Origin of the sequence: Pseudomonas sp. KB_15, from assembly GCF_052114525.1 — a bacterium.
Classification (GTDB): Bacteria; Pseudomonadota; Gammaproteobacteria; order Pseudomonadales; family Pseudomonadaceae; genus Aquipseudomonas.
Genome location: NZ_JBFREX010000003.1, coordinates 312,596 through 334,027 on the forward strand (window position 1 = coordinate 312,596; position 21,432 = coordinate 334,027).

General features: G+C 61.9%; 18 protein-coding genes. 5 read left to right on the forward strand and 13 right to left on the reverse strand.

Annotated features, from left to right (window positions below):
- Positions 1-80: 80 nt before the first annotated feature.
- Positions 81-1,472, forward strand: coding sequence for an L-cystine transporter (locus tag AB4Z35_RS05625; RefSeq protein ID WP_442096291.1), 1,392 nt, complete (start codon positions 81-83; stop codon positions 1,470-1,472).
- A 122-nt stretch (positions 1,473-1,594) separates the two neighbouring features.
- Here the strand turns inward: AB4Z35_RS05625 and AB4Z35_RS05630 are convergent, their stop codons facing one another.
- Positions 1,595-2,107 carry a dihydrofolate reductase gene (locus AB4Z35_RS05630; RefSeq protein WP_442096292.1) on the reverse strand — a complete coding sequence of 171 codons (513 nt, stop codon included), beginning with the start codon at positions 2,105-2,107 and terminating at the stop codon, positions 1,595-1,597.
- 85 nt (positions 2,108-2,192) lie between these two features.
- Here AB4Z35_RS05630 and AB4Z35_RS05635 point away from each other — a divergent pair, with 85 nt between their 5' ends.
- Both AB4Z35_RS05635 and AB4Z35_RS05640 read left to right on the forward strand, forming a co-directional pair.
- Positions 2,193-3,563, forward strand: coding sequence for a DUF2868 domain-containing protein (locus AB4Z35_RS05635; protein WP_442096293.1), 1,371 nt, complete (start codon positions 2,193-2,195; stop codon positions 3,561-3,563).
- The gene (locus AB4Z35_RS05640; protein ID WP_442096294.1) at positions 3,556-4,932 is read left to right on the forward strand and encodes a GTPase/DUF3482 domain-containing protein; all 1,377 of its coding nucleotides are present in this window, start codon (positions 3,556-3,558) and stop codon (positions 4,930-4,932) included. The genes AB4Z35_RS05635 and AB4Z35_RS05640 overlap by 8 nt, the downstream gene beginning before the upstream one ends.
- Positions 4,933-5,082: 150 nt before the next feature.
- Here AB4Z35_RS05640 and AB4Z35_RS05645 read toward each other — a convergent pair whose 3' ends face one another.
- From AB4Z35_RS05645 to AB4Z35_RS05675, 7 genes are all read right to left on the reverse strand, one after another.
- Entirely contained in the window at positions 5,083-5,640 is a 558-nt protein-coding gene (locus AB4Z35_RS05645) for a phosphonate degradation HD-domain oxygenase (protein ID WP_442096295.1), read from the reverse strand.
- Positions 5,640-6,773: a TIGR03364 family FAD-dependent oxidoreductase gene (locus AB4Z35_RS05650; protein WP_442096296.1), complete on the reverse strand. Its 1,134-nt coding sequence runs from the start codon at positions 6,771-6,773 to the stop codon at positions 5,640-5,642. Before AB4Z35_RS05650 ends, AB4Z35_RS05645 begins: the two co-directional genes overlap by 1 nt.
- A gap of 117 nt (positions 6,774-6,890) precedes the next feature.
- Entirely contained in the window at positions 6,891-7,916 is a 1,026-nt protein-coding gene (locus AB4Z35_RS05655; protein WP_007987641.1) for a putative 2-aminoethylphosphonate ABC transporter substrate-binding protein, read from the reverse strand.
- Positions 7,917-7,970: 54 nt separating this feature from the next.
- Positions 7,971-9,695 carry a putative 2-aminoethylphosphonate ABC transporter permease subunit gene (locus AB4Z35_RS05660; protein ID WP_442096297.1) on the reverse strand — a complete coding sequence of 575 codons (1,725 nt, stop codon included), beginning with the start codon at positions 9,693-9,695 and terminating at the stop codon, positions 7,971-7,973.
- Entirely contained in the window at positions 9,695-10,771 is a 1,077-nt protein-coding gene (locus AB4Z35_RS05665; protein WP_442096298.1) for a putative 2-aminoethylphosphonate ABC transporter ATP-binding protein, read from the reverse strand. Before AB4Z35_RS05665 ends, AB4Z35_RS05660 begins: the two co-directional genes overlap by 1 nt.
- A gap of 249 nt (positions 10,772-11,020) precedes the next feature.
- Positions 11,021-11,884, reverse strand: a complete 864-nt coding sequence (locus AB4Z35_RS05670; protein ID WP_442096299.1) for a LysR family transcriptional regulator — start codon at positions 11,882-11,884, stop codon at positions 11,021-11,023.
- Positions 11,885-11,900: 16 nt separating this feature from the next.
- Positions 11,901-14,162 (reverse strand): heavy metal translocating P-type ATPase, encoded by a 2,262-nt coding sequence (locus AB4Z35_RS05675; protein WP_442096300.1) that lies wholly within the window; start codon positions 14,160-14,162, stop codon positions 11,901-11,903.
- A 93-nt stretch (positions 14,163-14,255) separates the two neighbouring features.
- On the opposite strand from AB4Z35_RS05675, the gene cadR reads away from it, so the two are divergent.
- The gene (gene cadR / locus AB4Z35_RS05680) at positions 14,256-14,705 is read left to right on the forward strand and encodes a Cd(II)/Pb(II)-responsive transcriptional regulator (RefSeq protein ID WP_007995512.1); all 450 of its coding nucleotides are present in this window, start codon (positions 14,256-14,258) and stop codon (positions 14,703-14,705) included.
- 124 nt (positions 14,706-14,829) lie between these two features.
- On the opposite strand, the gene AB4Z35_RS05685 is transcribed toward cadR, so the two are convergent.
- The 3 genes from AB4Z35_RS05685 to AB4Z35_RS05695 form a co-directional block, all read right to left on the reverse strand.
- Positions 14,830-15,801: a thymidylate synthase gene (locus AB4Z35_RS05685; RefSeq protein ID WP_442096301.1), complete on the reverse strand. Its 972-nt coding sequence runs from the start codon at positions 15,799-15,801 to the stop codon at positions 14,830-14,832.
- Between the two features lie 49 nt (positions 15,802-15,850).
- Positions 15,851-16,663 carry a prolipoprotein diacylglyceryl transferase gene (gene lgt, locus AB4Z35_RS05690; RefSeq protein ID WP_007976415.1) on the reverse strand — a complete coding sequence of 271 codons (813 nt, stop codon included), beginning with the start codon at positions 16,661-16,663 and terminating at the stop codon, positions 15,851-15,853.
- A 97-nt stretch (positions 16,664-16,760) separates the two neighbouring features.
- Positions 16,761-17,543: a sulfite exporter TauE/SafE family protein gene (locus AB4Z35_RS05695; protein ID WP_007995515.1), complete on the reverse strand. Its 783-nt coding sequence runs from the start codon at positions 17,541-17,543 to the stop codon at positions 16,761-16,763.
- Between the two features lie 135 nt (positions 17,544-17,678).
- Here AB4Z35_RS05695 and AB4Z35_RS05700 point away from each other — a divergent pair, with 135 nt between their 5' ends.
- Positions 17,679-18,425, forward strand: coding sequence for an NRDE family protein (locus tag AB4Z35_RS05700; protein WP_442096302.1), 747 nt, complete (start codon positions 17,679-17,681; stop codon positions 18,423-18,425).
- 131 nt (positions 18,426-18,556) lie between these two features.
- On the opposite strand, the gene ptsP is transcribed toward AB4Z35_RS05700, so the two are convergent.
- Positions 18,557-20,836 carry a phosphoenolpyruvate--protein phosphotransferase gene (ptsP, locus tag AB4Z35_RS05705; RefSeq protein ID WP_007995519.1) on the reverse strand — a complete coding sequence of 760 codons (2,280 nt, stop codon included), beginning with the start codon at positions 20,834-20,836 and terminating at the stop codon, positions 18,557-18,559.
- Positions 20,837-20,858: 22 nt separating this feature from the next.
- Entirely contained in the window at positions 20,859-21,338 is a 480-nt protein-coding gene (locus AB4Z35_RS05710; RefSeq protein ID WP_053163553.1) for an RNA pyrophosphohydrolase, read from the reverse strand.
- Positions 21,339-21,432: the final 94 nt, after the last annotated feature.

The window sequence follows — 21,432 nt, forward strand, 5'->3', positions numbered from 1 at the left end:
TCATTAGTTTTCAAGCTGTTAGGCTTGCCGGTTCGCGGTTGTCCAAGGGTGCAACCGGCACAAGTCCTATCGGAGTCTTCATGAATCTGCCCCTGTTCCTCAATCTGCTGGTGTTCCTCGCCCTGCTCTTCGGCCTGGCGCAAACCCGCCACACGACATGGAGCCTGGCGAAAAAAGTCCTGCTCGCGCTGGTGTTGGGCGTGGCGTTCGGTGTGGCGTTGCACACTGTCTACGGTGCCGGCAATCCGGTGCTGAAAGCCTCGATCGGCTGGTTCGATCTGGTGGGCAATGGTTATGTGCAATTGCTGCAAATGATCGTGATCCCGCTGGTGTTCGCCTCGATCCTCAGTGCGGTGGCCCGCCTGCACAACGCTTCGTCGCTGGGCAAGATCAGCTTCCTGACCATTGGCACGCTGCTGTTCACCACGGCCATTGCGGCGCTGATCGGCATCGGCCTGACCAACCTGTTCGGCCTGACCGCCGAAGGCCTGGTCGCCGGCACCCAGGAAATGGCTCGCCTGCAAACCATCCAGACCGATTACGCCGGCAAGGTCGCCGACCTGAATGTGCCGCAGTTGCTGCTGTCGTTCATTCCGCAAAACCCGTTCGCCGATCTGGCACGGGCCAAGCCGACGTCGATCATCAGCGTGGTGATTTTCGCTGCATTCCTGGGTGTCGCGGCGCTGCAACTGCTCAAGGATGATGCCGAGAAAGGTCAGAAAGTGATCAACGCCATCGACACCCTGCAAGCCTGGGTGATGCGCCTGGTACGCCTGGTGATGAAGCTGACCCCGTACGGTGTGCTGGCGCTGATGACCAAAGTGGTCGCCGGTTCCAACCTGCAAGACATCATCAAGCTCGGCAGTTTCGTGGTGGTGTCCTACATCGGCCTGGGCCTGATGTTTGTGGTGCATGGCGTGCTGGTGTCGGTTGCCGGGATCAACCCGCTGCGGTTCTTCCGCAAGATCTGGCCGGTGCTGACGTTTGCCTTCACCAGCCGTTCCAGCGCAGCGACGATTCCGTTGAGCATCGAAGCGCAAACCAGCCGTCTGGGCATCCCGCAGTCCATCGCCAGTTTCGCCGCCTCGTTCGGCGCGACCATTGGCCAGAACGGTTGTGCCGGTCTGTACCCGGCGATGTTGGCAGTGATGGTTGCGCCGACCGTGGGTATCAATCCACTGGACCCGCTGTGGATCGCGACGCTGGTGGCGATTGTCACACTGAGCTCGGCCGGGGTGGCCGGCGTGGGTGGCGGCGCGACGTTTGCCGCGTTGATCGTGCTGCCGGCGATGGGCTTGCCGGTGTCACTGGTGGCGTTGCTGATTTCGGTCGAGCCGCTGATTGATATGGGGCGTACGGCGTTGAACGTGAGTGGTTCGATGACGGCCGGTGCGATCACCAGCCAGGTGATGCAGCAGACCGATAAGGCGCTGCTGGATGCGGATGAGCATTCGGCGTTGGCGCAGGCTTAAATCCTCCAGCGACTGTGGGGGCCCCTTCGCGAGCAAGCCCGCTCCCACATTGGTCCTGCGGCGTACATAGATTGTGTACCCGCAGGAGATCAAATGTGGGAGCGGGCTTGCTCGCGAAGCTCTTAAGCTTTTTCCCACACTTCGAAGTTGTACGCCGGTTTGTCGCCTTCGGCCGGGTTCGGCACATTCGACACCAGTTTCCACTGGTTCAAATCAAACTCCGGAAACCACGCATCCCCTTCCGGGCTCAGCGCCACGCGGGTCAGGTACAAACGATCAGCCTGCGCCAGCCCTTGCGCATACAACTGCGCACCGCCAATCAGCATCAACTCATCGACGCCCTGCTCCTTCGCCCATGCTTCGGCGCGAACGACGGCAGCTTCCAGTGACGGATAAACCTCCGCGCCTTCGAGCAGCAGATCCGTCTGACGGCTGACCACGATGTTCAAGCGGCCCGGCAGCGGGCGACCGAGGGAATCCCAGGTCTTGCGACCCATGATGATCGGCTTGCCGAGGGTGGTGGCCTTGAAATATTTGAAGTCCCCCGGCAGGTGCCAGGGCATGCTGTTGTCGACGCCGATCACACGGTTTTCACCGAGGGCTGCGATCAGGCTGAGGGGGAGTGATTTAGTCATGCCGGCGAGGATACCAGAGCCTTGCTTTCGCCGATAAGCGCCACAGCGGTTATGCTCACAGCTGATTTAAGCGACGGGATGCCGCGTGACTGAACTCAATACCCTCTGGCTGACAGAAACCATCCGCCTGCGCGAAGAACACGCTGGCCCCCTGGACGATCTGGAAGCCAACCGACTGGCCCGTAGCGCCGGAGGCGATTTGCCGTCGCGCATTCAACGCCGCGCCCTGTGGCTGGCTGAACGCGATGGCCTGGCGGCGGCTCTCACACACTGGTTGCAAGGTGCACGACTGGCGCTGATCGTATTGGCGGTGCTGGCCGTGATCAGCGGCGCCGGCCTGGCCTTTGCCGCAATGGGCGACGGCCTGCACCCGGTGAATGTGTTCTGGGCCTTGGGCAGCCTGCTCGGTCTCAATCTGATCCTGCTGCTGAGCTGGGGCCTGGGCCTGGTATTTGCCGGCGAACACGGCGCCAGCCTCGGGCGCTTGTGGCTGTGGCTTAGCGAAAAGCTCGCCCGGGATGCCAAAGCCGCACAACTGGCACCCGCCCTGCTCCTGTTGTTGCAACGGCAGAAGCTCAATCGCTGGGCCATCGGTGTACTGGTCAACAGCCTGTGGTTGCTGGCGATGCTCAGCGCGCTGGTCATCCTGCTGATGTTGATGGCGACCCGACGCTACGGCTTCGTCTGGGAAACCACGATTCTCGGCGCCGACACCTTTATTGCCGTGACCCAGGCCCTCGGCGCATTGCCGGCCCTGCTCGGCTTCAGCGTGCCAACCGAGGAGATGATCCGCGCCAGCGGCGATGCGGCACTGAACATCGAAAGCGCCCGGCAGGCTTGGGCCGCATGGCTGGTAGGCGTGCTGTTGGTCTACGGCGTGGTGCCGCGCCTGCTGCTCGCGCTGTTTTGCCTGTGGCGCTGGAAGACGGGTCAAGCCGCGCTACGCCTGGACTTGAATCTGCCCGGCTACGCCCAACTGCGCGAGCGCTTGATGCCCACCAGCGAGCGCCTCGGCGTCAGCGATGCGGCACCGGCGCAACTGCACCGCGTGGAAAGCGGCGTGACTGAACAGCAAAGTGACGGCGCGTTACTAGTCGCCATCGAGCTGGACGACCAGCGCCCGTGGCCACCGCATTTGCCGAAAAACGTGAGCAACGCCGGCATCCTCGACAGCCGTGAATCGCGGCACAAACTCCTCGAACAATTGAGCCGTTTCCCTCCGGCGCGCCTGGCCATCGCGTGCGATCCGCGGCGCTCGCCGGATCGCGGCAGCCTGGCCTTGATTGCCGAACTCGCCCGCAGCGCCAGCGCCACCCGCGTGTGGTTGTTGCAGGCGCCACCCGGTGAAGCACTCGACGCCGAACGCCTGGGCGACTGGCACGTGGCGCTGCAACAGCTGGAGCTGCCATTTGCCGATTGTGCACCGATGAACTGGCTGGAGACGGGTCATGACTGACACCTGGAAGCAGCCTCTGAAACTCGCCGTGGTCGGCCACACCAACGTCGGTAAAACCTCGTTGCTGCGCACCCTGACCCGCGACGTCGGCTTCGGTGAAGTGTCCCATCGCCCCAGCACTACACGGCACGTTGAAGGCGCACGTCTTTCGGTGGACGGCAAGCCACTGCTCGACCTCTACGACACCCCTGGCCTGGAAGACGCCATCGCCCTGCTCGATTACCTCGAGCGCCTGGAGCGTCCCGGCGAACGCCTCGACGGCCCGGCACGTCTGGCGCGGTTCCTTGAGGGCAGCGAAGCCCGGCAACGGTTCGAACAGGAAGCCAAGGTGTTACGCCAGTTACTGGCTTCGGACGCCGGGCTCTATGTGATCGATGCCCGGGAGCCGGTGCTGGCCAAGTATCGCGACGAGCTGGAAGTGCTGGCCAGTTGCGGCAAGCCCTTGCTGCCAGTGCTGAATTTCGTCAGCAGCGCCAACCACCGCGAACCGGCCTGGCGCGAAGCACTGGCGCGGTTGGGCTTGCATGCCTTGGTGCGTTTCGACAGTGTCGCGCCACCGGAAGATGGCGAACGTCGACTCTATGAAAGTCTCGCCCTGTTGCTGGAAACGGCCCGACCGCAACTCGAACGCCTGATCGCCGATCAGCTAGCCCAGCGCCTGGCTCGTCAACAAAGCGCAGAGCGATTGATTGCCGAATTGCTGATCGATTGCGCGGCCTGCCGACGCAGTGTGGTCAGTGATGCCGAGCAGGAACAACAGGCGATCAGCGAACTGCGCAAAGCCGTACGCCAGCGTGAACAGCGCTGCGTCGAAGCCTTGCTCAAGCTCTATGCCTTCCGCCCCCAGGATGCCGCCGCCAGTGATTTGCCGTTGCTCGACGGCCGTTGGGGCGATGACCTGTTCAATCCGGAAACCCTCAAGCAACTGGGGGTGCGGGTCGGTGGCGGTATCGCCGCGGGTGCTGCCGCCGGGGCCGGGGTCGACTTGTTGGTGGGCGGGATTACTCTGGGTGCGGCGGCACTGGCCGGGGCCATCGCCGGTGGCGCGCTGCAAACCGCGCGCAGTTATGGCAGCCGTTTGCTCGGCAAGATCAAGGGCCAGCGCGAACTGACGGTGGATGACAACGTGCTGCGCCTGTTGGCGTTGCGCCAACGGCAATTGCTGCAAGCGCTGAACGCTCGTGGGCATGCGGCGATGGAAAGCATTCAGCTGGCCACGCCCCAGGACAAGAGCTGGCGCGAAGGCAAGCTACCCGAAGCCTTGAACAAGGCCCGGGCGCATCCGCAGTGGTCGTCGCTCAATCCTCATTCCAAACTGAATCAGGCGGAGCGGCAGGAGCAGATAGAGGTTCTGGCACAACAGCTGTAGAGGCAGGAACACTTGCTTTGCCTGAACTGACGCCTTCGCGAGCAAGCCCGCTCCCACAGGGTGTTGTGCTGGACCATCCATCAGTGACCAGTCACAAATCCAATGTGGGAGCGGGCTTGCTCGCGAAGGCAGCCCCCCGGTGCCGAGGCTTTACGTCGCCAGTAGACGCACCGCTTTTTCCTTCAACACCCCAAGATCAATCACCGGCACATGCATCTCTTTCGCCAGCTCATCCCACTGACGCATGCGCAAACTCACGGCACACAGCGGATCTTGCGCGAAAGCTTCTGCCTCGGCCTCCGTCATCACCCCACCCTGATATTCCAGGGTCCGGCGGCTGGCTTCGCTCAATCGGTCGTAATACCCAGGCTCCTTCAACGTCAGGTAGCGCTTGGCCTGAACGTGATACTCCACCAGCCGCGCCATGCGTTCGCTGAAGCCGGCGCGGCGCAGGTAGTCGGCACCGAGGCGCTCATGGCTGACCACTCCAAAGCCGCCCATGTTCTCCGCGCTTTCGGCGCAGATATGCCCGATGTCATGAAAGAACGCCGCCAGTACCACTTCATCGTCGAAGCCTTCGGCCATGGCCAGCTCCGCCGCCTGGGACATGTGCTCGATCTGCGACACCGGCTCGCCGATGTAGTCGCTGTCGCCAAAGCGCTCGTACAAACCGAACACCTCGGCGATCACTTGTGCATGGCGCTTCATCAGATCTCCTCCAATACCGTCGCAACGTTGCGTTCGGCCATTGCCGGTCCGACGCTCATGCCAACGCCAGTGTGCATCAACGCCACGCTCAGGCCTTTTGCCGGGCGCAGGAACGAGAACGGTCCCGGTCCCCGTGAACCATAGACACCCTGCCAGCGTTCGACCACTTGCACCTTGCAACCCAGGGTCTGCTCGGCCAGTTCGATCATCCACACATCGACCTGCTCGGCATTGAAGGGCGACGGATCGCGGCCGTAATGGTGCGAATCACCAATGATCAACTCGCCATAGGGCGTCGGGCTGATCAGCAGGTGGATGCCGTTTTCGTGCAGATGCGGCGCGTACTGCAGAATTTCTGCCTGCACCGCCGCGGCCTCCGGCAAGTCGGCGAAGGCGCCGTAGTGCACGCAACTCAAACCGGTCAGCAACGCGTGCTGCAGGTTGAGGTTGATGTGCGGTCGGGCGCGGAGCATTTGCAGGCGGCAGATTTGCGGGTCGAGTTCGGCGATCTGCTCGGCCAGCAAGGTCTGATAATCATGGCCGGAGCAGACGATGATTTGCTCGGCACTGAAGCTGCCGGCGGTGCTGTGCAACCGTCCCGGTTCGATGTCACGCACCAGGGTGGAAAAGTGAAACTTGACGCCCAGGTCGCGTCGAAGGAAGTCGATCAGCGCCGCAATCGCTTCGCGCGAATACAGTTGCTGGTCGTCCATGCCGTGCAACGCTGCGCGGTGATGGCGGAACTGGCCGCCGTACAAATCGCGTAACGCAGCGCCGCGCAGCAGGTCGACGCGGTAACCGTGCTCCACCGCGCGGCCATCGCAGAAGGCTTCCAGCAGTTGCTCTTCCGCCTCGGTGCGGGCGAACAGGTACGAGCCATTGCGCTTGAGTTGCAGGCCGGCGAGCTGTGCCCAATCGCCCCAGATTGCGCGACTGGCGCGGGCCAGTTCCAGCATCGGTCCCGGCGGTTGGCCGGTGACCAGGGCCTGGCCGAAGTTGCGTACCGAGGCGCCAACAGGCGTTTCGCTGCGCTCGAAAACCGTGACCTTCAGACCGCGTTTGGCGGCGGCATACGCGTGGGACAAACCCAGGATGCCGGCGCCGACGATCAGCATGTCGTTGTGTTGTGTCATGAAGTCTTGTCCTGAATTTGAAACCGCTTTCGCGAGCAAGCCCGCTCCCACATTGGAATGCATTTCCCTGTGGGAGCGGGCTTGCTCGCGAAAAGGCCCTTTCAGCCGATGAAGATCTTACTTGGCTACCACTTTCTCGGACTTGCCGTCATAGCGCTTGCGCCATTCGGTCAGGATTTCGTCGCGGTTCTTCGAAGCCCAGGCGAAGTCGTTCTTGATCAGGCGCTGTTCGTAGTCGGCCGGCAGTTCGGTCTGCGGCTTGGCGATGCCTGGCTGGGCGAGCACGGCGAAGTTTTCTTTGTAGAGTTCCATCGCCTCAGGGCTGGCGGAGAAGTCAGCCAGTTTCTTTGCGGCTTCTTCGTGGGCAGTGCCTTTGATCACGGCAGTCGCTTCGATCTCCCAGCCCAGGCCTTCCTTCGGCAGGATGATGTCCAGCGGCGCGCCTTTACGCTTGAGTTGAACGGCCGGGTATTCGAAGGAAATACCGATCGGGAATTCGCCGGCAGCCGCCAGTTTGCAAGGCTTGGAGCCGGAGTGAACGTACTGGCCGATGTTCTGGTGCAGGCCGTCCATGTACGCCCAGCCCTGCTTCTCGCCGAAGGTTTGCAGCCAGGCGCTGACGTCGAGGAAACCGGTGCCGGACGATGCCGGGTTCGGCATCACGATCTTGCCTTTGTACTCAGGCTTGGTCAGGTCCTGCCAGCTCACTGGCTTGGTCAGGCCCTGCTTTTCGGCTTCGACGGTGTTGAAGCAAATGGTCGCGGCCCAGACGTCCATGCCGACCCAGGCTGGCGGGTTGGCGGCGTCGCGGTAGTTGCCGCCGATCTTGCCCAGGTCCTTTGGTGCGTAGCTTTGCAGCATCCCTTGCTGATCGAGGATCGCCAGGCTGGAAGCGGCCAGGCCCCATACGGCATCAGCCTGCGGGCGTTCTTTTTCGGCCAGCAGTTTGGCGGTGATGATGCCGGTGGAATCACGCACCCATTTGATTTCGACGTCAGGGTTGGTCTTTTCGAACGCTGCCTTGTAGGCGGTCAACTGTTCGGCTTCGAGGGCGGTGTACACCGTCAACTCGGTTTTCGCCGCATAGGCGTTCAGGCTGAAAGCGGTGAGGACAGCAGCGGCCAGGGCCATAGGCTTGAACATGATCTTTTCCTGTTGTTGAGTTGAGTGGGTGCTTTCGGTTTGAGGAGAAGGGAATCAGTGGCCAGGCGCGGTCTGCCGCCAGGCCTGGGAGCGGCGCAGCAAACCGCGCGAAGCCCAGGCCAGCAGAAGGGACACGCCCGCCGAAGTGAACAGAATCAGGGTCGACATCGCTGCCGCGCCGCCGACGTTGCCGGCGTCGTCCATGTTCAGCACTGCCACCGCCGCGAGGATGGTGTCGGGGCTGTAGAGGAAGATCGCCGCCGAGACGGTGGTCATGGCCGAGACGAACAGGTAGCGCACGATGTCCAGCAACGCCGGCAGGCAGATCGGCACAGTGACCCGCAGGTAGTGGCGGTATAGGGGCGCCTTGAGCGACAGAGCGGCCGCTTCGAACTCGGCATCGAGTTGACGCAGCGCGGTGGTGGCGGTCATCTGCGCGGTGGTCAAATAGTGAGCAATGGTGCAGACGATCAACAGCGTCATGGTGCCGTAGAGCACGTGCAGCGGGTTGCCGGTGAGGTTGAAGAAGAAGACGTAGCCCAACCCCAGCACCAGGCCTGGCACCGCCATCGGTACGAAACTGAGCATGCGCAAGGTCAGGTTCAGGCCGCGCTGACCCTTGGTTTTCTCCATCAGGTAAGCACCGGTGAAGATCAGCAGACTGCCGATCAACGCCGTGCCCAAGGCCATCTTCAGGCTGTTGCCGTAGGCCAGCCAGCCACCGCCGGCGGTTTCGTTGAACTGGTAATGGTTGAGCGACAGCGACAGGTTGTACGGCCAGAACTTCACCAAGGACGAGAACACCGCCATGCCGAACACCAGCAATAGCGCGGCGCTGATCAACAGGACGATGGCCAGGTAGCAGCCGTCGCGCAGTTTCGATGGCGCCGGTTTGAACACCTGGGCACGACCGCTCATGGCGTCGCCGTGACGCCGACGCAACCAGGCATCGACCCCGAAGCTGAACAGCGCGGGCAGCAGCAACACCATGCCGATCAGCGCACCGCGACCGAACTGTTGCTGACCCACCACAGCCTTGTAGGCCTCCAGCGCAAGCACTTGATAGTCGCCACCGACCACCACCGGCACACCGAAGTCGGTGATAGTCAGAGTGAACACCAGGCAAAACGCGGCGAACACGGCCTGACGGGTCGCCGGCCAGGTAATGCTGCGAAAGGCTTTGGCAGAACTCGCACCCATGCTGGAGGCAGCATCGAACAGTCGCGCATCGGCCAGGGACAAGGCCGACAGCAGAATCATCAAGGCGTGCGGGAAGGTGTAGATGACTTCGCCGAGCACAATGCCCCAGAAGCCGTAGATGTTGTCCGAGAGCAGGCCACGCAACATGCCCTGGTTGCCGAACAGGTAAACCAGCGCAATGCCCGGCAGCATCGATGGCGCCATCAATGGCAGCAGCGAAATACCACGCCAAATGCCTTTGGCCGGAATCAAGGTTCGTTGCAGAGCGTAGGCAAACAGATAGGCCAGTGGTACGACAATGGCCGCGACACTGAGGGAGACCTTCAGGCTGTTACCGAGCAACCAGTGGAAGTTTTCGCTGGTCACCAGTTCTTTGGCGGCGACCCAACCACCGCCCTGCCCGGCTTCTGCGCTGAAACCACGCCAGAAGATCGCCAGCAACGGCATCAATACGGCAACGCCCAACAACACCAGCAGGAGGACTTTGCCGCCGACCACAAACAACCGGTCACCGATCTCGGCGCGGCTGGTCTGCCGAACCTGCTTGTGTGGCAGCGGCAGCGCGATGTTCGCGCTCATCAGGCAAACACCTGCAGGCTGCGCGGCGGCAAGGCGACCATGATCTGCTGGGCGCCAAGGCGCGGCATGGCTTCCGGTGCCAGTTCCGCCAACAGTGCATGGCCCGGCAATTGATCGAGCTCGAAGCTCATGCGGCAGCGGTTGCCGAGGAAGGTGATTTCACGAACCTTGGCCGGGAACAGGTTTTCCTCATGCACCAGCGGGTTGACGTTGATCGCTTCCGGACGGCAGAACAAACGGCCGGACGAGGTTTTAGCGCTGCCATTGGCCAGGCGCATGTTCATCCCGCCGACCTGGGCGTGGCTGTCGCTGCCGCTATGGAACGGCAACCAGTTGCCCTGGCCGACGAACTCCGCCACGAATGGCGTGGCCGGGCGGTTGTAGATTTCCTGTGGCGTGGCGTACTGCTCGACCTTGCCGTTGTTCATCACGGCGATGCGGTCGGCCATCAGCATGGCCTCGTCCTGGTTGTGGGTGACCATCAGGGTGGTGATGCCGAGGTTGCGTTGCAGTTGGCGCAGTTCGGTACACAAATGCTCGCGCACTCGCGCATCGAGGGCCGACATCGGTTCGTCCAGCAGCAACAGCGAAGGCGCGGGCGCCAGGGCTCGGGCCAGTGCCACCCGTTGCTGCTGACCGCCGGACAATTGGCCCGGGTACTTTTTCTCGCTGCCGGTCAGGCCAACCAGTTCCAGCATCTGACCGACCCGACGGCGCACTTCGTCGCGACCGCTGCCGGCGAGGCCGTAGGCGATGTTCGCTTCGACAGTGAGATTGGGGAACAACGCGTAGGACTGGAACAGAATGCCGTAGTCCCGCGCCTGGGGCGCCAGGTGGGAAACGTCCCGATCACCCAGGTACAACTCGCCGCTGTCCTGCTTCTCCAGACCGGCGATGCAGCGCAGCAAGGTGGTTTTGCCACAGCCCGACGGACCGAGCAAACACACCAGCTCACCGGCCGCCACATCGAGGGAAACGTTATCCAGCGCCGTGAAGGCGCCAAAACGTTTCTGTACGCCGCGCACTTTCATTGGTGCGCCGGGGTTGGTCAGGGCAGTTACGATCGGGTTGTTCATGGACGGACCTCATCTAGCAGATGGGGCCATCCTAGGGTTGTAATGAGTCCGTCATGTGGCAGTAAGGCAAAAACTGCCGATAGTGGTATTCAGGATTTTTGGTTAAGTTTTGAGGCGCCTGATCAGCCGCCATCGCGAGCAAGCTCGCTCCCTCAGGGATTTTTGGTGTTCACACAATTTGTGTTTCACCTCAAACCCACTGTGGGAGCGAGCTTGCTCGCGATGAGGCCGGTACAGACACCCCAGAATTCAGGCCGGGGCCATTTCCTGCGCCAACCCCAGAAACGCCGCCGGCAGCCGCGCGCCTTTGCGCTCCTTGAGGCAGTACAGGTACTCGGGAATCTGTGGCGCATTCTCGATGGTCAGCACCCGCAGTTGCGGGTCATGGGGCACTTCCTGGCGGGCAATGATGCTGATGCCGATGTTACGTAGCACCGCTTCGCGGATCGATTCGCGACTGCCGATCTCCAGCAGCGGGCCGAAACACACGCCGGCGCTGGCCAGCAACTCTTCGGTCAGGCGACGGGTGGTCGAGCCCGGCTCGCGCATCAGCAAGGTATGCCCGGCCAAGGCGCCGAGCGGTACGTGATCGTGAACCGCCAGCGGATGATTGCGATGCACCGCCAGCACCAGCGGATCGCTGCCGAGCACCCGGCGAATCAGCCGCGCGTCATCGAGCAACTGCGACGACGCCGCGACATCGACCCGGTAATCCTCCAGCGCTTCAAGCACCTGTTGGGAGTTGCCGATTTCGACCGACACCTCCACTTGCGGCAGGCGTTCGCGGAAAGTCTTCACCAGGTCGAGGATGTAATACGGCGCCGTGGCGGCAATGCGCAATGTGCCCTGGACCTGGCCGCAGTTGCGCAGAAAAAACTCGATGTCGGCTTCCTGTTGCATCAGCACCTTGACCATCGGCAGCAGCCGCGCACCTTCCTCGCTGACGCTGAGGCGCCGGCCGCCACGGTAGAACAGTTCGACCGAATACTGGCTTTCGAGGTTGCGGATCTGCGTCGTCACCGTCGGCTGGCTCAGGCCGAGCTTCTTTGCAGCCTGGGTAATGCTGCCCAGGCGGGCCACCATGTAAAACGCCTTCAGCTCGGCACTCAGCACAACTGTCCCTCATCCTTTATTTGCGCAGCAGGCGCAAACCATTGAACACCACCAACAAGCTCACGCCCATGTCGGCGAACACCGCCATCCACATGGTAGCGAGCCCGGCGAAGGTTACCCCAAGAAAGATCGCCTTGATGACCAAAGCCAGGGCGATGTTTTGTTTGAGGATGCTCGATGTTTGCCGCGACAGGCGAATGAATGCCGGGATTTTTCGCAGATCGTCGTCCATCAGGGCGACATCTGCGGTTTCGATAGCGGTATCGGTGCCCGCGGCGGCCATCGCAAAACCTATCTCGGAACGCGCCAGCGCAGGCGCGTCGTTGATGCCGTCGCCGACCATGCCGACCCGGTGCCCCTGGGCATAAAGAGCCTCGATAGCCTGCAATTTGTCCCCCGGTAACAGGTCGCCCTTGGCCTCGTCGATGCCGACTTGCGCAGCAATGGCTTGCGCGGTGTGGACGTTGTCACCGGTGAGCATCAGGGTTTTGATGCCCAGCTCATGCAGTTGCTGGATGGCTTCGCGGCTGGACGCTTTAACCGTATCGGCGACGGCGAACAGCGCCAACGGGCCGGACGAATCAAGCAGCAGCACCACCGACTTGCCCTGTTTTTCCAGGGCAAACAGCTTTTCTTCCAGCGCCGGCGAGCACAGGCCCAGATCCTCCACCAGACGATGGTTGCCCAAATGGTAGAGCTGGCCGTTGATCTCGCCGCGCACACCGCGCCCGCCCAGCGCTTCGAAGTTATCCACAATCAGCGTCGCGGTTTGTTTATCCACAGCCGCTTTGGCGATGGCCATGGAAACCGGGTGATCCGAGCGCCCGGCCAGCGCAGCGGCAATTGCCGGGGCCGATTCGTCGGCGGTCGGGTCAAGCGACAGGTAATCGGTCTGCACCGGTTTGCCGTGGGTGATCGTCCCGGTTTTATCGAGAGCCAGGTAATCCAGCTTGTACCCGCCTTCCAGGTACACGCCGCCCTTGACCAGAATGCCCTTGCGCGCCGCCGCCGCCAGACCGCTGACGATAGTCACCGGGGTGGAAATCACCAGTGCACATGGACAAGCCACCACCAGCAACACCAGCGCGCGGTAGATCCAGTCGAACCACACAGCGCCCATGAACAGCGGCGGGATGATCGCCACAGCCAGGGCCAGGACGAACACCACCGGGGTGTAGATTTTCGAGAATTGATCGACGAAACGCTGGGTAGGCGCCCGCGCCCCTTGGGCCTGCTCGACGGCGTGGATGATGCGGGCCAGGGTTGAGTTATCCGCGGCGGCGGTCACCGCGTACTCCAGGGAACCGGCCTGATTGATGGTGCCGGCGAACACTTTGTCGCCGACGGTTTTTTCCACCGGCAGACTTTCACCGGTAATCGGCGCCTGATCGATGGTCGACCGGCCGGACAGCACTTCACCGTCCAGGCCGATGCGCTCACCGGGACGGACCCGCACCCGCGCGCCGAGCCCAACGGTTTTGACATCCTGCTCAAGCCAGCTCCCGTCAGACTGCAACACCGTTGCCGTGTCGGGGGTCATCTGCATCAGGCCGCCGATGGCATTGCGCGCGCGGTCGAGGGATCTGGCTTCGATCAACTCGGCCACGGTGAACAGGAACATCACCATGGCCGCTTCCGGCCACTGGCCGATCAGCACCGCGCCGGTCACGGCAATGCTCATCAACGCGTTGATGTTCAGGTTGCGGTTTTTAAGGGCGATCCAGCCTTTTTTGTAGGTGCCGAGGCCACCACTGAGGATCGAGACCAGTGCGATAACCGCCACCACCCAGTTCGGTGCGGAAGCGGTGAAGTGGATAACTTCCGCCAGCAACGCACCCACACCGGACAGTGCCAGGGGCCACCACGGCTTTTTCCGGGGCGCCGGCGTCGGGGTTTCAGCACCCTGTTCCATCGGCTCGGCCTGCATGCCCAAGGATTTGATGGCCTCGACGATCGACTCGACACCGGGCAAATCATGGGTCACGCCGAGCACTCGGTTAATCAGATTGAACTCAAGCTGCTGTACCCCGGTCAGTTTGCTTAGCTTGTTCTGGATCAGCGTCTGTTCGGTTGGACAGTCCATCGCCTCGATGCGAAAACTGCTCAGCCGGGCCCCGGGCGTTGGCGACTCGCTCAGTTTTATCACCGCGGGTGCGGTCGCCCTGGAAGAACAGCAGGCGTCGTCGTGACCGCCATGGCCATGCTTTTGCAGCGGCTTGAGCTTGTGGCTGTGTTCATGTTCAGCCCCGGGTTTGTGGGAGTGCAGGGAATCGCTCATTGGTTGCGTCCATAAGAGTGCCTGTTGCCAAGTAAAGACCCTGTAGCCACTATAGGGTCAAGCACCGATTCTGGAGTTTTGGAGATTGGCGTCATGAAGATTGGAGAGTTGGCGAAACTCACGGACTGCGCCGTGGAAACGATCCGCTACTACGAGCGCGAGAACCTGCTGCCGGAACCGGCCCGCAGCGACGGCAACTATCGCGTCTACACCCAGGCCCACGCCGAGCGCCTGACCTTCATCCGCAACTGTCGCACCCTCGACATGACGCTCGAAGAAATCCGCAGCCTGCTGGCGTTCCGCGACAGTCCGCAGGACCAGTGCGAAAGCGTCAACGCGTTGATCGACGAGCACATCCACCATGTGAAGGCGCGAATCGACGGCTTGCTGGCCTTGCAGACACAACTGCTCGACCTGCGCCAACGCTGTGGCGAGGGGCCGGGAGTCGATCAATGCGGGATTTTGCAGCGGCTGGAAGTGAGCGGCGGAGTTGTGGCGACGGAGGTTGAGCATTCCCATGTCGGCCGTAGCCACGGCCACTAAGAACACCGCAAAACCCTGTGGGAGCGGGCTTGCTCGCGAATACGGTTGTTCATTCAACATTGATGTCGACTGATCCACCGCTTTCGCGAGCAAGCCCGCTCCCACATTGGTTCGGTGCTGTGCTTCAGACCGCCATCGGCGCGGTCATCGGCGCGTGGTGCTCGTAGCCTTCCAGCGAAAAATCGCCCGGCTCCACCAGCTCCAGCCATTCCGGCTGGTAAACGCCAGTCTTGGCAAACTCCGGCACACGGTCGGAAATCACCAGTTTCGGCATCGGGAACGGCTCGCGCTTGAGCTGTTCGTTGAGCATGTCCAGGTGGTTCTCGTAGACGTGCGCATCGCCGATGAAATAGGTGAACCAGCGCGGCGTGTAGCCGGTCAGGCGCCCGATCAGGCTCAGCAGTGCGGCACCTTCGGTCAGGTTGAACGGCGTGCCCAGACCCAGGTCGTTGGAGCGGATGTAGAGCGTCAGGGAGATCTCTTTGGTCTCGACATTCGGGTGGAACTGGTACAGCAGGTGGCAGGGCGGCAGAGCCATTTCATCGAGCTGGGCGCAGTTCCAGCCGTGGAACAGGATACGGCGGCTGCCCGGGTCCTTGATGATGGTGTCGACGCACTGGCGGACCTGGTCGATGGCCTTGTACAGCACCACGTAGGCCTGACCGTCTTCTTCGCCTTCGGCGATCTGGCGGTAGCCTTGCTTCAGGGTCTGCTCGATGGCGGCCTGGTTGCTGACCGGAATCTGCTTGTACGCCGGCCATTTGCGCCATTGCACGCCGTAGATCTCGCCGAGGTCGTCTTCGCCCTGACGGAACGGGTTGGCCAGCCACTGGGCGTTTTCGTTGGCGTTCTGGTCCCAGACCTTGCAGCCCAGGGCACGGAATTCGGCAGCGTTGTTCACGCCACGCAGGAATCCGCACATTTCGCCAATGGCCGATTTGAACGCCATCTTGCGCGTGGTGATCGCCGGGAAACCTTCCTGCAGGTCATAACGCAGCATCGCACCGGGAAAACTGATGGTGTTCACGCCGGTACGGTTGGCCTGCTTGGTGCCGTTCTTGATGACGTGGGCGACCAGTTCGAGATATTGCTTCATGAGTTACCTGTGTCCTTTAACCCGGGACCGAAGCCCCGGGGTTCGAATTTTATACAGCTGCCGCTGGAGTCGCCGGGGCGCGGTGATACGCCAGCCAGATCAGGACCAGGCCGCCGACGATCATCGGCAGGCACAGCACCTGGCCCATGGTCAGCCAGTTCCAGGCCAGATAGCCCAATTGCGCGTCCGGCACACGGACGAACTCGACGATGAAACGGAAGATGCCGTAGAACAGCGCGAACATCCCGGAGACCGCCATGGTCGGCCGCGGCTTGCGTGAGAACAACCAGAGGATCAGGAATAGCGCCACGCCTTCGAGAGCGAACTGGTACAACTGCGACGGGTGACGTGGCAGCTGCGCCGGATCGCTGAACGGCGGGAAGATCATCGCCCACGGCACGTCGGTCGGCTTGCCCCACAGCTCGGCATTGATGAAGTTGCCGATACGCCCGGCACCCAGGCCAATCGGCACCATCGGCGCAACGAAGTCCATCAGCTGGAAGAACGACTTGTTGTTCTTCTTGCCGAACCACAACGCCGCCAGCATCACGCCGATGAAACCGCCGTGGAACGACATGCCGCCCTTCCAGACTTCGAAAATCAGCGTCGGGTTGGCAAGGTAGGCGCTCAGATCGTAGAACAGCACATAACCCAGTCGCCCTCCGACGATCACCCCCATCGACATCCAGAACACCATGTCGGAGAGCTTCTCCTTGGTCCAGGTCGGGTCGAAGCGGTTCAACCGGCGGGAGGCCAGCAGCCAGGCGCCGCCGATGCCGATCAGGTACATCAGGCCGTACCAGTGGATTTTCAGCGGACCGATGGCCAGGGCCACCGGGTCGATCTGCGGGTAAGGCAGCATTGCGACTCCTCGTTAGAGTTCAAATCTTAAAAATTCCCGGGCGACGCTGCCACCTCAGGATTAAGCCAGGATTGCGCTGTGCGTCAGAGCAGATGCTTCAGACTAGAAAGTTCAGACCGACGCAGAACAGCAAAGCGGCAAACAGCCTTTTCAGCAACTTCGGCGACAACCTGTGGGCCAATCGCGCACCCAAGCGGGCGAACACCATGCTGGTCAGGGCAATGCCCAGCAACGCCGGCAAATAAATGAAACCCAGACTATGGGCCGGGAGCAACGGATCGTGCCAGCCCAGAATCATGAAACTTAATGCACTGGCCAGGGCAATCGGCAGACCGCAGGCCGATGAAGTGGCCACGGCTTGCTGCATCGGCACGCTGCGCCAGGTCAGGAACGGCACGGTCAGCGAACCGCCGCCAATGCCGAAAATCGCCGAAGCCCAGCCAATCACGCTGCCGGCCACGGTCAGACCGAGCTTACCCGGCACGGTTCGGCTGGCCTTGGGTTTGAGGTCCAGTGTCAACTGCGCGGCGATCACCAACGCGAACACACCGATGATTTTCTGCAGATTTGGCCCGGAAATCGCCTCGGCGGTCAGTGCGCCGAATCCGGCGCCGATCAGAATGCCAACGGTCATCCACACGAAGATCGGCCAACGCACGGCGCCTCGGCGGTGATGCTCACGGACCGCGTTGACCGAGGTGAAGATAATCGTCGCCAGGGAGGTACCCACTGCCAGATGCGTGAGGATCGATGGATCGAACCCTTGCGCCTTGAAACTGAACACCAGCACCGGAACGATAATGATCCCGCCGCCTACCCCGAACAGCCCGGCCAGCACGCCTGCGCAGGCGCCGAGCGCCAGATAGAGCAGAAATTCCATGGTCGTTCCCGCTCGCCTCCCCAAAACCGGAGCGGCATGGTAACGGATGCATGGCCTCAAGCTCCACTGTGCAAGGCGATGGATCGATGAGCGATGTCTGCGTAGAGTGGGCAAAAAACACACAAGGACAGCCTTATGTGCCTGATTGTTTTTGCCTGGCGCCCGGGTCATGCCCAGCCGCTGGTCGTGGCGGCCAATCGCGATGAGTTCTACGCCCGCCCCAGCCTGCCGCTGGCGCAATGGCCCGAAACGCCCCAGGTGTACGCCGGACGCGACCTGGAGGCCGGTGGTACCTGGCTCGGTGTCGGTGCCAACGGACGCTTTGCCGCGCTGACCAACATTCGCGATCCCCACCAGCCACCGGGGCGCAGGTCTCGTGGAGAACTGGTGGCGCAGTTTCTCACCGGGGAAGTATCGATTGACGATTATTTGAGCGACGTTGTCGCACGTTCGCCGGAGTATGGCGGCTTTAACCTGCTGGTTGGCAATGCCAACGAACTCTGGCACTTCAATGCCCGGGAATCTGAGCCTGTGATGTTGCCTGCCGGGGTTCATGGGCTGTCGAACGCCGGGCTGGATACGCCCTGGCCGAAACTGCTCAAGGCCAAAGCGGCGTTGAGCGAGGTGCTGGACGATCCGCAGCCTCAAGCATTGCTGGCGTTATTGAACGATTCGCAGCAAGCACCGTTTGCCGAGTTGCCTGACACGGGGGTCGGCTTGGCCACCGAGACACTGCTATCGAGTGTGTTTATCGCCAGTCAGAGTTACGGGACTCGGGCCAGTACGGCGTTGATCGTGCAGGCGGATGGGACGCGGCATCTGGTCGAACGCAGTTTCGGGCCGTATGGAGGGCATTTGGGGGAAGTGGAAATCAGGCTTTAGTTTTTTGCTGCCTGTACTGGCCCCATCGCGAGCAAGCTCGCTCCCACAGTGGGCTTGTGCAGGTTCACTGCTTTGTGAACAACACAAAACCCTGTGGGAGCGAGCTTGCTCGCGAAGAGGCCGTCAGCGTTTTAGAGGGCCTTGATCGCCCCCGGATTGATCATCCGCGCCAGCCCGAGGTTTTTCAGCGCCAGTTGCAACGAACTGTGGATCACTTGCGGGTTATCGATGGTCATCAGTTCCGCCAGCAATTCCTTGGCCTTGCTCAGGTTGATCTGACGCAGCATCCACTTCACTTTCGGCAAGTTGGTGGCGTTCATCGACAAGCTGTCGAAACCCATCGCCATCAACAGCACGGCCGCCGCCGGGTCACCGGCCATTTCACCGCAGATGCTCACCGGTTTGCCTTCGGCATGGGCGTCGCGCACCACGTTTTGCAGGGCTTGCAGCACCGCCGGGTGCAGGTAGTCGTAAAGATCGGCGACCCGTGGGTTGTTGCGGTCCACGGCCAACAGGTACTGGGTCAGGTCGTTGGAACCAACGGAGAGGAAGTCCACCTGCCTTGCCAGTTCCTTGGTCTGATAAACAGCGGCCGGGATCTCGATCATCACGCCAATCGGCGGCATCGGCACGTCGCAGCCTTCGTCGCGCACTTCGCCCCAGGCGCGGTGGATCAGGTGCAGCGCTTCTTCCAATTCATGAGTACCGGAGATCATCGGCAGCAGAATGCGCAGGTTGTTCAAGCCTTCGCTGGCCTTGAGCATGGCACGGGTCTGCACCAGGAAGATTTCCGGGTGGTCGAGGGTGACGCGAATGCCGCGCCAGCCGAGGAACGGGTTGTCTTCCTTGATCGGGAAGTACGACAGCGACTTGTCGCCGCCGATGTCCAGGGTACGCATGGTCACCGGTTGCGGGTGGAACGCGGCGAGTTGTTCGCGGTAGATCGCCAGTTGTTCCTTTTCGCTCGGGAAACGCTGGTTGATCATGAACGGCACTTCGGTGCGGTACAGGCCGACACCTTCGGCTCCGCGCTTCTGCGCGCGCGCCACATCCGCCAGCAGGCCGGTGTTGACCCACAACGGCATGCGGTGGCCATCGACCGTGATGCATGGCAGATCGCGTAGCGCATCGAGCCCGAGGGCCAGTTGTTTTTCTTCCTCGACCACTTCGGCGAACTGCTTGCGCAGCACGTCACTCGGGTTGGTGTAGACCTCGCCGTGGTAGCCGTCGACGATCATCTGGATGCCGTCGACCTTGGAGTACGGCAGGTCGACCAGCCCCATCACGGTCGGGATGCCCATGGCGCGGGCGAGGATGGCGACGTGGGAGTTGCCGGAACCGAGCACCGACACCAGACCGACCAGCTTGCCTTCCGGCACCTCGCCGAGCATCGCCGGCGTCAGTTCTTCGCTGACCAGAATGGTGTTGTCGGGGTAGACCAGGGTTTGCTGGCGCTCTTCCTGCAAATAGGCCAGCAAGCGCCGACCGAGGTCCTTGACGTCCGAGGCACGCTCGCGCAGGTAAGCGTCGTCCATCAATTCGAAACGGTTGACGTGATCGGTGACCACCTGGCGCAACGCGCCCTGGGCCCACTGGCCGGTCTTGATCACGGTGGTGACTTCGCTGCCCAGCGCGGCATCGTCGAGCATCATCAGGTAGACGTCGAACAAGGCCCGCTCTTCCGGGCGCAATTGCGTGGCAAGCTTGGTGGACAACGCGCGCATGTCGGCGCGCACGCCTTCGATGGCGGTCTTGAACAGCCCGAGTTCGGCGTCGATGTCAGAGATGGTCTTGTCCGGCACCACGTCCAGATCGGCCGGTGGCAGCATGACCACCGCCGTACCGACCGCCGCACCCGGTGAACCCGGCACGCCGACGAACTTGGCTTCCTGGATACCCTTGCCCTGACGACCGAGGCCGCGGATCGAACCGGTGGCTTCGGCGTGGGCAATAACGCCGGCGAGCTGCGCGCTCATGGTCACGAGGAAGGCTTCTTCGCCCTCGTCGAACTGGCGGCGCTCCTTTTGCTGGATAACCAACACGCCAACGACGCGACGGTGGTGAATGATCGGCGCGCCGAGGAACGACGCGAAACGCTCCTCACCGGTTTCGGCGAAGTAGCGGTAGCGCGGGTGGTCCGCGGCGTTTTCGAGGTTCAGGGGTTCTTCGCGCGTGCCGACCAGGCCGACCAGACCTTCATTGGGCGCCATGCTGACCTTGCCGATCGAGCGCTTGTTCAAGCCCTCGGTGGCCATCAGCACGAAACGGTTGGTCTCGGGATCAAGCAGGTAGACCGAGCAGACCTGGCTGCCCATGGCCTCTTTGACGCGCAACACAATAATCCCCAACGCCGCCTTGAGATCCTTGGCGGAGTTAACTTCCTGGACGATCTTGCGCAGCGTATTGAGCATGGCTCGGGGTCGAACTCCGTCGTCAGTCGCGCGCTAAAAGGCGCGGGGCAAGCTCTTTGAGAGCGCGTCGATACACCTCGCGCTTGAATGTCACCACCTGGCCCAACGGATACCAATAGCTGACCCAGCGCCAGCCATCGAATTCCGGTTTACCGGTCAAATCCATCCGCACCCGCTGCTCGTTGGAGACCAGGCGCAGGAGAAACCATTTCTGTTTCTGGCCGATGCACAGTGGTTGACTGTGGGTACGCACCAGACGTTGCGGCAAACGATAGCGCAACCAGCCCCGGGTGCAGGCGAGAATTTCAACATCTTCGCGCTCCAGGCCTACTTCTTCGTTCAACTCGCGGTACAAGGCGTCTTCCGGCGTCTCTTCGGGGTTGATTCCCCCCTGCGGAAACTGCCAGGCATCTTGATTGATTCGGCGAGCCCATAGCACCTGGCCGGCGTCATTCGTCAGAATGATCCCGACATTGGGGCGAAAACCATCGGGGTCGATCACGGCAACAACCTCGCAAACGCATGTCGCCGCATTGTTCCACAAAGGTTGTTAAGGCGGCAACGAAGGTTCCTACCTTATGTGCACTCTTGTGAAA

Excerpts from the sequence above, each read along its gene's own strand:
- AB4Z35_RS05625 (WP_442096291.1), top strand. The coding sequence starts at position 81 with ATGAATCTGCCCCTGTTCCTCAATCTGCTGGTGTTCCTCGCCCTGCTC.
- AB4Z35_RS05630 (WP_442096292.1), bottom strand. The coding sequence starts at position 2,107 with ATGACTAAATCACTCCCCCTCAGCCTGATCGCAGCCCTCGGTGAAAAC.
- AB4Z35_RS05640 (WP_442096294.1), top strand. The coding sequence starts at position 3,556 with ATGACTGACACCTGGAAGCAGCCTCTGAAACTCGCCGTGGTCGGCCAC.
- AB4Z35_RS05645 (WP_442096295.1), bottom strand. The coding sequence starts at position 5,640 with ATGAAGCGCCATGCACAAGTGATCGCCGAGGTGTTCGGTTTGTACGAG.
- AB4Z35_RS05650 (WP_442096296.1), bottom strand. The coding sequence starts at position 6,773 with ATGACACAACACAACGACATGCTGATCGTCGGCGCCGGCATCCTGGGT.
- AB4Z35_RS05655 (WP_007987641.1), bottom strand. The coding sequence starts at position 7,916 with ATGTTCAAGCCTATGGCCCTGGCCGCTGCTGTCCTCACCGCTTTCAGC.
- AB4Z35_RS05660 (WP_442096297.1), bottom strand. The coding sequence starts at position 9,695 with ATGAGCGCGAACATCGCGCTGCCGCTGCCACACAAGCAGGTTCGGCAG.
- AB4Z35_RS05665 (WP_442096298.1), bottom strand. The coding sequence starts at position 10,771 with ATGAACAACCCGATCGTAACTGCCCTGACCAACCCCGGCGCACCAATG.
- AB4Z35_RS05675 (WP_442096300.1), bottom strand. The coding sequence starts at position 14,162 with ATGAGCGATTCCCTGCACTCCCACAAACCCGGGGCTGAACATGAACAC.
- cadR (WP_007995512.1), top strand. The coding sequence starts at position 14,256 with ATGAAGATTGGAGAGTTGGCGAAACTCACGGACTGCGCCGTGGAAACG.
- AB4Z35_RS05685 (WP_442096301.1), bottom strand. The coding sequence starts at position 15,801 with ATGAAGCAATATCTCGAACTGGTCGCCCACGTCATCAAGAACGGCACC.
- lgt (WP_007976415.1), bottom strand. The coding sequence starts at position 16,663 with ATGCTGCCTTACCCGCAGATCGACCCGGTGGCCCTGGCCATCGGTCCG.
- AB4Z35_RS05695 (WP_007995515.1), bottom strand. The coding sequence starts at position 17,543 with ATGGAATTTCTGCTCTATCTGGCGCTCGGCGCCTGCGCAGGCGTGCTG.
- AB4Z35_RS05700 (WP_442096302.1), top strand. The coding sequence starts at position 17,679 with ATGTGCCTGATTGTTTTTGCCTGGCGCCCGGGTCATGCCCAGCCGCTG.
- ptsP (WP_007995519.1), bottom strand. The coding sequence starts at position 20,836 with ATGCTCAATACGCTGCGCAAGATCGTCCAGGAAGTTAACTCCGCCAAG.